Origin of the sequence: Pseudomonas sp. HMSC065H01 (genome assembly GCF_001815235.1) — a bacterium.
Lineage (GTDB): Bacteria > Pseudomonadota > Gammaproteobacteria > Pseudomonadales > Pseudomonadaceae > Pseudomonas > Pseudomonas aeruginosa.
In genome coordinates this window covers 22,377-31,372 of the sequence record NZ_KV819912.1, presented here as the reverse complement: position 1 = coordinate 31,372, position 8,996 = coordinate 22,377, and the positions used below count along the sequence as shown (strand labels likewise).

General features: G+C 68.9%; 7 protein-coding genes. All 7 read right to left on the bottom strand.

Annotated features, from left to right (window positions below; all coding sequences use genetic code 11):
• A partial coding sequence (gene vgrG1a, locus HMPREF3014_RS24220) for a type VI secretion system spike protein VgrG1a (protein WP_083327200.1) occupies positions 1-1,298 on the bottom strand: 1,298 nt, incomplete at its 3' end.
• Between the two features lie 46 nt (positions 1,299-1,344).
• Positions 1,345-4,053 (bottom strand): type VI secretion system ATPase TssH, encoded by a 2,709-nt coding sequence (gene tssH, locus HMPREF3014_RS24215; protein WP_010793589.1) that lies wholly within the window; start codon positions 4,051-4,053, stop codon positions 1,345-1,347.
• Positions 4,046-5,092 carry a type VI secretion system baseplate subunit TssG gene (gene tssG / locus HMPREF3014_RS24210; protein ID WP_003104969.1) on the bottom strand — a complete coding sequence of 349 codons (1,047 nt, stop codon included), beginning with the start codon at positions 5,090-5,092 and terminating at the stop codon, positions 4,046-4,048. Before tssG ends, tssH begins: the two co-directional genes overlap by 8 nt.
• Entirely contained in the window at positions 5,056-6,915 is a 1,860-nt protein-coding gene (gene tssF / locus HMPREF3014_RS24205; RefSeq protein WP_003083676.1) for a type VI secretion system baseplate subunit TssF, read from the bottom strand. Before tssF ends, tssG begins: the two co-directional genes overlap by 37 nt.
• Entirely contained in the window at positions 6,912-7,421 is a 510-nt protein-coding gene (gene tssE, locus HMPREF3014_RS24200) for a type VI secretion system baseplate subunit TssE (RefSeq protein WP_003104971.1), read from the bottom strand. The genes tssF and tssE overlap by 4 nt, the downstream gene beginning before the upstream one ends.
• Position 7,422: 1 nt before the next feature.
• Positions 7,423-8,268, bottom strand: coding sequence for a type VI secretion system accessory protein TagJ (tagJ, locus tag HMPREF3014_RS24195; protein WP_003119488.1), 846 nt, complete (start codon positions 8,266-8,268; stop codon positions 7,423-7,425).
• 167 nt (positions 8,269-8,435) lie between these two features.
• The gene (gene hcp / locus HMPREF3014_RS24190; protein ID WP_003083670.1) at positions 8,436-8,924 is read right to left on the bottom strand and encodes a type VI secretion system receptor/chaperone Hcp; all 489 of its coding nucleotides are present in this window, start codon (positions 8,922-8,924) and stop codon (positions 8,436-8,438) included.
• Positions 8,925-8,996: the final 72 nt, after the last annotated feature.

Sequence of the window (8,996 nt, the reverse complement as noted above, 5' to 3'; positions counted from 1 at the left end):
ACGATCACTTCCTGGCCGATCCGCGGGATCTGCATCGAACCCCAGTTCTTCCCGGCCCAGGCCTGGGACACGCGAATCCAGCAGGAGCTGTTCTCGTTCGACTGGTCGTGGCGATCCCAGTGGAAGTGCACCTTGACCCGGCCGTACTGGTCGGTCCAGATCTCCTCGCCCTTGGGTCCGACCACCACCGCGGTCTGCGGACCCCGCACCACCGGTACCGGAGTCTGCGGCAGGAGACGGAACGACTGGCTGGCGTCGATGCAGTCCAGCTCGCTCTCGAACTGCGAGCCGGCGCCGCCGCTGCCGGTTTCGTAGAGTTCCTGGACCACCCGGTATTCGGCGCCGACCACCAGGTACTCGCGGTTCTGGTCATCGCGCGGATAGCCGCTCAGGCGGAACAGGTGCCCGGCGCCGATCCCGCGCACCACGCCGCGCAGGCGCACGCGCTCGTGCTGCGCCTGGATCGCCTCGATGCGGTTGCGCGCGTACTGCTCGCCGTCCTGGCTCTGCACGTATTCGCCGGGATAGTCGTACAGCGGGTAGTCGGCCGCCGCGTGCGGCCGGGCGATGTTCGAACGCACCTCCAGGCGCGCGCCGGGGCGCTGGAAGTCGTAGTCGTTGAGGGTCAGCGAACCGGGCTGGACCTCGCGTGCCATCTGCCAGTCGAAGAAGTGGTCGCGCTCGCGATGGCCGAGGGTCGGCGGGTAGTACGGCACGCTGGCGTAGCCACCCGGGCTGCGATGCGCGCCGTAGGCGTCGGAGAGCACCAGGATGTGGCGCTTCTGCTCATGGCGGAACCAGTAGTAGATGCCTTCCTGTTCCATCAGCCGGCTGATGAAGTCGAAGCTGGTCTCGCGGTACTGCACGCAGTATTCCCACTCGCGGTAGGGGCGCGTGAGGGCATCCTCGAAATCGGAAAAGCCGAGGTCGCGGAACACCTGCTTGATGATCTCCGGCACGCTCTGGTTCTGGAAGATGCGGCAGTCCGAGGTGCGCGTCAGCAGCCACGGCCAGGGCCGCAGGGTGGCCTGGTAGCCGGCGAACTGGCCGTGCCCGGCCACCTGGCTACAGCGCGCGACGATGCCGTGAAAGAAGCGCCGGCTGCCGCCGGGCAGCTCCAGCGACAGGCTCATCGGCTTGCCGAGCAACTGCTCCAGCGGCAGGTTGGGATTTTCCGATACCAGGTGCAGCTCGTAGGCGAACAGCCGTCCCAGTTCCTCGCGTCCCTCCATGCGCTGCAACAGCAGCACGTCCGGCCCCAGCGGGCAATCCACCTGGACCAGGCGGGTCAGTTGCATCAATCCCATCGACGGTTCCTTCTACTGCTCTGCGTGTCGCCGGTTGTCACTCGGCCTCGGCGAAGTCGTAGTGGAACTGGTTGTCGCGGCTACTGATACGTACCCCGGCCAACGGCTTGCCTTCGAGCATGCGGGTGAGGAACTCGCGGCTCATGTCCGGCAACAGCGTGTTGGTGAGGATCGCGTCGATCATCCGGCCGCCGCTCTCGGTCTCGGTGCAGCGCGAGACGATCAGGTCGACGACGCCCTCGTCGAACTCGAACGGCACCTTGTGGGTCGCCTCCACGCGCTTCTTGATCCGCCCCAGTTGCAGGCGCGAAATGGCCTTGAGCATGTCGTCGCTGAGCGGGTAGTAGGGGATGGTCACCAGGCGGCCGAGCAGCGCCGGCGGGAAGATCTTCAGCAGCGGTTCGCGCAGCGACTTGGCGATGGCTTCCGGCTCGGGCATCAGTTCCGGATCGGCGCAGAGGCTGGCGATCATCTCGGTGCCGGCGTTGGTGGTGAGCAGGATCAGGGTGTTCTTGAAGTCGATCACCCGGCCTTCGCCGTCCTCCATCACGCCCTTGTCGAAGACCTGGAAGAAGATCTCGTGGACATCCGGGTGGGCCTTCTCCACTTCATCCAGCAGCACCACGCTGTAGGGCTTGCGACGCACCGCCTCGGTCAGCACGCCACCCTCGCCGTAGCCGATGTAGCCGGGCGGGGCGCCCTTGAGGGTGGAGACGGTGTGGGCTTCCTGGAACTCGCTCATGTTGATGGTGATGACATTCTGCTCGCCGCCGTACATGGCCTCGGCCAAGGCCAGCGCGGTCTCGGTCTTGCCCACCCCGGAGGTGCCGGCGAGCATGAACACGCCGATCGGCTTGCTCGGGTTGTCGAGGCCGGCGCGGGAAGTCTGGATGCGCTTGGCGATCATCTCCAGCGCGTGGTCCTGGCCGATGATGCGCTTCTTCAGGTGCCGGTCGAGGTTGAGCACGGTCTCGATCTCGTTGCGCGCCATGCGGCCGACCGGGATGCCGGTCCAGTCGGCGACCACCGAGGCCACCGCCTGGTAGTCCACGGTCGGCAGGATCAGCGGCTCTTCGCCCTGCAACGCGCTCAGTTGCGCCTGCAGCTCCGCCAGCCGCGCATGCAGCGCCTGGCGCTGTTCCTCGTCGAGACGCGCCTCGCCTTCGCCCAGCGGCACGCCGCCGGCGTCCACCGCTTCGGCGGCGGCACGCAGACGGGCGCGGGTCTCCAGCAGTTCGTCGACCAGGCGTTTTTCCTCGGCCCAGCGCTGCTCCAGGGCGGCCAGGCGCTCGCGCTCCTCGGCCAGCAGGGTCTCGGCGTTGCGCTGGCGTTCGGCGGTGGCGACGCCGATGGCGCTCTCGCGGCGGATGATCGCCAGCTCGGTTTCCAGCGCCTCGATGCGCCGGCGGCTATCGTCGACCTCGGCCGGCACCGCGTGCAGGCTGATGGCGGTGCGCGCGCAGGCGGTATCCAGCAGGCTCACCGACTTGTCCGGCAGCTGGCGCGCCGGGATGTAGCGGTGCGACAGCCGGACCGCCGCCTCCAGCGCCTCGTCGAGGATCTGCACCTGGTGGTGCTTCTCCATGGTCGACGCGACGCCGCGCATCATCAGGATGGCCTTGTGCTCGGACGGCTCGTCCACCTGCACCACCTGGAAACGCCGGGTCAGCGCCGGGTCCTTCTCGATGTGCTTCTTGTACTCGGCCCAGGTGGTCGCTGCCACGGTGCGCAGGGTGCCGCGCGCCAGGGCCGGCTTGAGCAGGTTGGCGGCGTCGCCGGTGCCGGCCGCGCCACCGGCGCCGACCAGGGTGTGGGCTTCGTCGATGAACAGGATGATCGGCTTCTCGGAACTCTGCACGTCTTCGATCACCTGGCGCAGGCGCTGCTCGAACTCGCCCTTCATGCTCGCCCCGGCCTGCAGCAGGCCGACGTCGAGGGCGCGCAGTTCGACGTCCTTCAGCGCCGGCGGGACGTCGCCGGCGACGATGCGCAGGGCGAAGCCTTCCACCACCGCGGTCTTGCCGACGCCGGCCTCGCCGGTGAGGATCGGGTTGTTCTGCCGGCGGCGCATGAGGATGTCCACCAACTGGCGGATCTCCTCGTCACGCCCGACGATGGGGTCGAGCTTGCCGCTACGGGCCTGCTCGGTGAGGTCCACGGTAAAGCGCTTGAGCGCCTCCTGCTTGCCCATCGCGCTCGGCGCCAGGGCGCCGCTGGCCTCGCCCGGGGCGGCACCGGCGTTGAAGCCGTCGCTGGCCGACAGGCCGTTCTCCGGCGAGGCGCCGACGTACTCGTCGAAGCGCTCGGTGAGCGCCTCGACCTTGAGCTTGGCGAATTCCGCCGACAGCCCGGTGAGGGCATGGCGCAGGCTCGGCGTCTTGAGGATGCCGATCACCAGGTAGCCGGTGCGCACCTGGCTCTCGCCGAACATCAGGCTGCCGTAGACCCAGCCGCGCTCCACCGCTTCCTCGACATGGGAGGACAGGTCGGTGATCGAGGTCGAGCCGCGCGGCAGGCGGTCGAGGGCCTCGGTCAGGTCCTTGGCCAGGCGCGCCGGGTCGATCCCGGACTGGCGGACGATCTGGTGCAGGTCCGAGTCCGGCAACTGGAGGATCTGGTGGAACCAGTGCACCAGCTCGACATAGGGATTGCCGCGCAGCTTGCAGAATACCGTGGCGGCCTCGATGGCCTTGTAGGCCAGGCTGTTCAGCTTGCCGAACAGCGCAACGCGACTGATCTCACTCATGTTCCTTCTCCTTGTGCTCGTGCGGCCGCGCAGTGGCGTACTGGCGGGCCAGCAGTAGATCCCTGGCGTCCTGGCCGGGATCGCCCAGCCAGGTGTTGAAACCGAGCCGCCCGCCGCCCTGCAGGCCCAGCGGGGGTACTTCGTGGCGTTGCAGGACCAGGTTGACGTCCCAGTCCAGCTCCTCGCCCAGGTATTCGGCGACCCAGGCGGCCAGCTCGACGAAGTGGTCGCCGTCGGGCAGGAAGCGCTGGTATTGATCGAGGTCCAGCGGCCCCAGGCGCAGGCGGAACTTGTGCTGGCGGTCCCAGACGTGGGTGCCCAGGCAGACGTCCATGCCCAGGCTCGTCGAGTCGACGCCGAGGCGGCTGCGCTCGGGCAGCTCCAGCCATTGGCCGACGTATTCCTCGACCGCCACCGGGACCTCGAAATACTCCGCGAGGATCACCCGCAGGCCGTCCGGGTAGCGGGTCTGCGCGGCGAGGTGGCCGGTGTAGTAGTAGCGTGCGGTATCCGCCAGCGGCTCGCGCCCCCGCAGGCTCGGCATGCCGCGCCCGGAGAGCGCGGCGAGGCGCGCCGACCAGTAGTCGTCGTCGATCCGGTCGTGGCTGATCTCCGGCCGCGCCTCCGCCCAGGCCCGGTAGAACAGGGTCAGCAGGCGGTGGTGGAAGACGTCCATGAAGCGCTTGAAGGTCGCGTCGTTGACGTTGCGCTGGCGTTCCCGGGCGTATTCGGTGAGGTGCAGCGGCAGCGGCCCGTTGGGGCCGGTGAGGCCGAAGAAGAACTGGTCCAGGCGCGGCACCGCAGCGGTGCCGGCCTGGCTCACCGAGGCCAGGGTCGAGGGCGCGAAGGTGCAGTCGGGCTTCTGCCCGAGACGCAGCGGGTCGTCCGCCAGCCGCACCGAATGACCGAGGCGCGGCAGTTGCGGCGACTCGCACTCGATGCGCCGCAGCGCCTGGAAGAAGTCATAGTCCCAGGGCGCCGCCGCCATCCCGGCGAGCAGGTTCAGAGGTTCGGACGGCTGCCCGGCTTCGCCTGCCATCTCATCACCTCGCCCCGTTCGCCGGTGCGCAGCACCGTCTCGGTAAAGCTGTTGATCGACACGTAGCGTGCCAGGAAGCGCTCGAACACAGCGCCGAGAAGGAACACCCCGGTGCCGCGGAACGCGTTCTCGTCGAAGTCCAGGGTGATCTCCAGGCCACGGCCGAAGACGATCGGCCCGGGCATCGGCAGGCGCCGCGTGCAAGGCTTGCTGCTGACCTCGCGCAGGCCCTCGATCTGCAATTGCAGCGCCGGATCGCCGCTGTCGCCGTAGAGCCGCAGCAGCTCGCGCAGGGCGGCGGCGCCCTGGCCGCGCTCGGCCAGCGACAGGTAGTTCAGCGACAGCTGGCTGATCAGCCGCCAGGCGCTGGCATCGTGGGCACGGCTGGCGCGCGGCCGGCTCGGTCCGGCGAGGCAGCGCACCTGCATGACCGGCGCGCTGTCCTCCAGGGTGAAGTCGCTCTTGTGCGCGCCGATCGGCATGAACAGCGGCAGGTCGCGGTTGGTGCACAGCGCGGCGATGCCGAGCTGGCGCAGGTCGTGGCGATAGGGCGCCTGGTTGGCGTCGACCAGGGCGACGAAGGTCTCGCTGCCGACGTAGGTCGAGCGCGGGCCCTTGCGCCGCTGCTTGCTGGACAGCACGCGCGGTTCGCGGCGCACGCTGAAGTAGGCCTGCTCGCGGCCGTAGCGCGCCGGGTCGCGCACCGCGTAGAACGGTTGGAAGGGTTGCTCCGGACCGCTGCCGTGGCCGCTCACCTGTTGCAGCGAATGCACCTCGAAATCCAGCGGACGGGTGCGGTCGACGATCACGTGATGCTCGTTGACCCGGTCGGACAGGTGGATGCGGTCGCAGCGGCGCGGGAACAGGTTGATCGCCGGGGTGCAGAACGGCACCAGTTGCTCCGCGTCCACCGTGCCCTCCAGGCGCTGGTCGTGCTTGCCGAACAGCACGACCAGTTCCAGCTCCTCGCCGTGGCATCGACGCAGGGCGCGGTTCAGGCCGGAGAACTCGACGAACAGGAAGCGCGCCGGCAGGGCGAAGTATTCCTGCAGCAGGCGGTAGCCCTGGAACGCCCGCGGCACCACCGGCAGCAGCGCGTCCTCGTCGTCGAAGCCGCGCGCACGCAGGCTGCTCGTCGGCAGGCGTTCGACCCAGGCATTGTCCGGGGCGCGGACGAACACCGCGCAGGCGTTGCCGAGCAATTGTTCGTAGAGGCGGTAGGGTTGTTCGTCGGCGCCGTGCAGGTAGAGCGGCAGGGCGTCCAGCGACAGGCTGTCGAACGGGATGCCGGCGCCGCTGCGCAGGCGGATGCGCAGGCCGGCCTTGGCCCGCGGCTCGCTGGCGGCGAGGCGGCCGAGCACCGCGGCGGGATTGCCGAAGTAGTCGGCCTGGGCCACTTCCAGCGGCCACAGGGTCACCGGGTGGGCGGTGCGGTATTCGCAGGCGGTCTGGTCATCGGGGCCGAGCTGGCCGCGCAGGGAGGCCCCGCGCTCGACGCTGAAGCCGCTGCTCAGGGCGCCTTCGTTGGGGTCCGGGCGCAACTGCACCACGGTCATCGACGGGGTCGGCGCCAGGTAGTGCGGGTAGGCGATTTCCAACAGGTTGTGGGTGAAGGTCGGGTACTCCGCGTCGAGCTTCAGCTGGACCCGCGCGGTGAGATAGGCGAAGCCTTCCAGAAGGCGCTCGACGTAGGGGTCGGCGCACTCGAAGCCGGACAGCGACAGGCGCCCGGCGATCTTCGGGAATTCCTCGGCGAACTCCGCGGCGCTTTCGCGGATGTGTTGCAATTCCTGGTTGTAGTACTCGAGCAGGCGCGGGTTCATGTACGCCTCCGCTCGCCCTGGGCGACGCGCACGTGGCCGGTCTCCAGGTCCAGGTTGGTGGTCAGCAGCAGGCGCAGCGGCGCCGGTTCGGCCCAGAGGTCGCCCTCGATCTCGAAGCTCAGGGCGTTGTGGTCCATCTCGCCGGGCAGCAGTTGCGCGCGCACCCGCAACGAAGAACGGATGATGCGCGGCTCGAAGGTGGCGATGGTCTCGGTGAGCAGCGCCTCGATGGCATGCACGTCGACGCTCGACGCGGTGTGCCCGGCCAGCGCCGGCAGCCCGTAGTTGAGCACCGAGTTGCCGGCCGGCATCCGTGCGGCGGGGCCGTGGTCGAACAGCGAAGTGGTGTTGAACAGCCACGCCAGGTCGCGCAGCACCGAGGCCTTCAGCTGGTTCAGGGTCAGCACCCGGCGCTCCGCGGCTTCCTTGAGGTTGCCCGGCTCGTCGTCGGTGAGGCGGTCGAGCAGCGACGGCTGCAGGCGCTCCTGAAGGGTCAGTTCGGCCATGTCAGGCGTCCGTCGGCTCGAAGTCCAGTTCACGCAGGTCGAACAGCGCGGTCTCGCCGGCATCGGTGACGAACAGCCGCTGGCCGACCGGCAGGCCGCTGTCCAGCCATTCGGTCTTGCGCCCCAGGCGCGCGGCGTCGTCGCCGTGCTCGACGGTTTCCGCGTAGCGCGCCGGCAGCAGCGCGACGGTGGCGCCACCGTTGGCCAGGGTCAGTTCGGCCGGCAGCCAGACCAGGTCGCGCAGGTCGCTCGGCGCCTCGACCTTGAGGCTGCGCAGGTTGCTCATCGGCAACCAGGCATAGCGACCGTTGACGATTACCTCGAGCACCGGGCCGAGGCGCGTGTCGGCATCCGCCAGCCAGGCGAACGGCGCTTCGCCGATCCGCCCGGGCACCGCCGGCGCGGCGTCGAAGGCCTGCTCGCGCAGGGCCTGGGCGGCCTCGCCATGGCCTTCGGCGTCCAGGCTCAGGGCCTGCAACAGCGGCGCGATCCATTCCGCCGGCTGGCCGAGGATCACCGGCGTCAGGCGCCCGGCGAACACCTCGCGGCGCAGCGCCTCGCAGTCGATGGCGGTGGAGTAGGTCTGTACCATCGGCAGCGCCGAGGCATCCAGTTCGCCGACCACCTTGAGCTGGTTCTGCGCCCGCGCCCACTGGCCCATCACGGCCAGCAGCTGGAACAGGAAGATCCGCAGGGTAGCGTTCGACGGCTGGCTGCGCACCTGTTCCTGCAAGGCTTTCAAGGCATCGTCCAGGCGCCCGGCGCGCAACAGTTCTTCGGCGATCATCGCGATACTTCCCTGTAGCCGGGAGCCCAGGCGCCCGGATGCGAATGAAGGGTCGGCCATGGCGCCCGGCGGACGCGACGGACGACCCGGTGGAATTCAGTACCTCCGGCAGGAGGTCGGGCGGACGAGGTCCGCGGCGCGCCGCGCGCGCCTTCGGCACCCGGCATGGCGGGCGCTCGCACCGGCCACGGCATGGCCTGGCCACGCCATGACCGGCAGCCGGCTCATCAGGCCTGCACGTTCTGGCGGATGTTCCAGCCGTACTTGACCGGACCGCCGTCCTTCGCGCCATCCGCCTTCTGCGGCTGGTAGTCGACCTGGACCTGGGCGAAGTTCAGGGTCACGTTCTCGGTCAGGCGATCCTCGCCACCGCTGCCGCCGGTGCTCACCGAGGACACCAGGACTTCCTTCAGGGTGATGATCAGGTACTCGACCTGGTTCTCGCCGCCGGCCTTGCGGATGGTCAGCTTCGCCTGCGGATAGTGCTTGCCGCTGGAGCAGGCCATCATCAGGTTGGGCGTGGACTTGTCGATGTACTTGGTGAACGACAGGTCCTGCACGTTGACCTTGCCGGCGCCGCCGCCACCGCCCATGTGCATCGACCCGGACTGGGACATGCCCCAGCTCCATGCCAGCACGTCGATTTCCTCGGCGTGAGTCTTGTCCTTGGACTCACCCTTGACGTCGCCGATCTTGATGAACATATCAACAGCCATCTTTCCTCCCGTGTGGCTCGCGCCACTACGCTATGCAAGCGCCCGCCACCATGGCAGGCGCTGTCGTTGAAT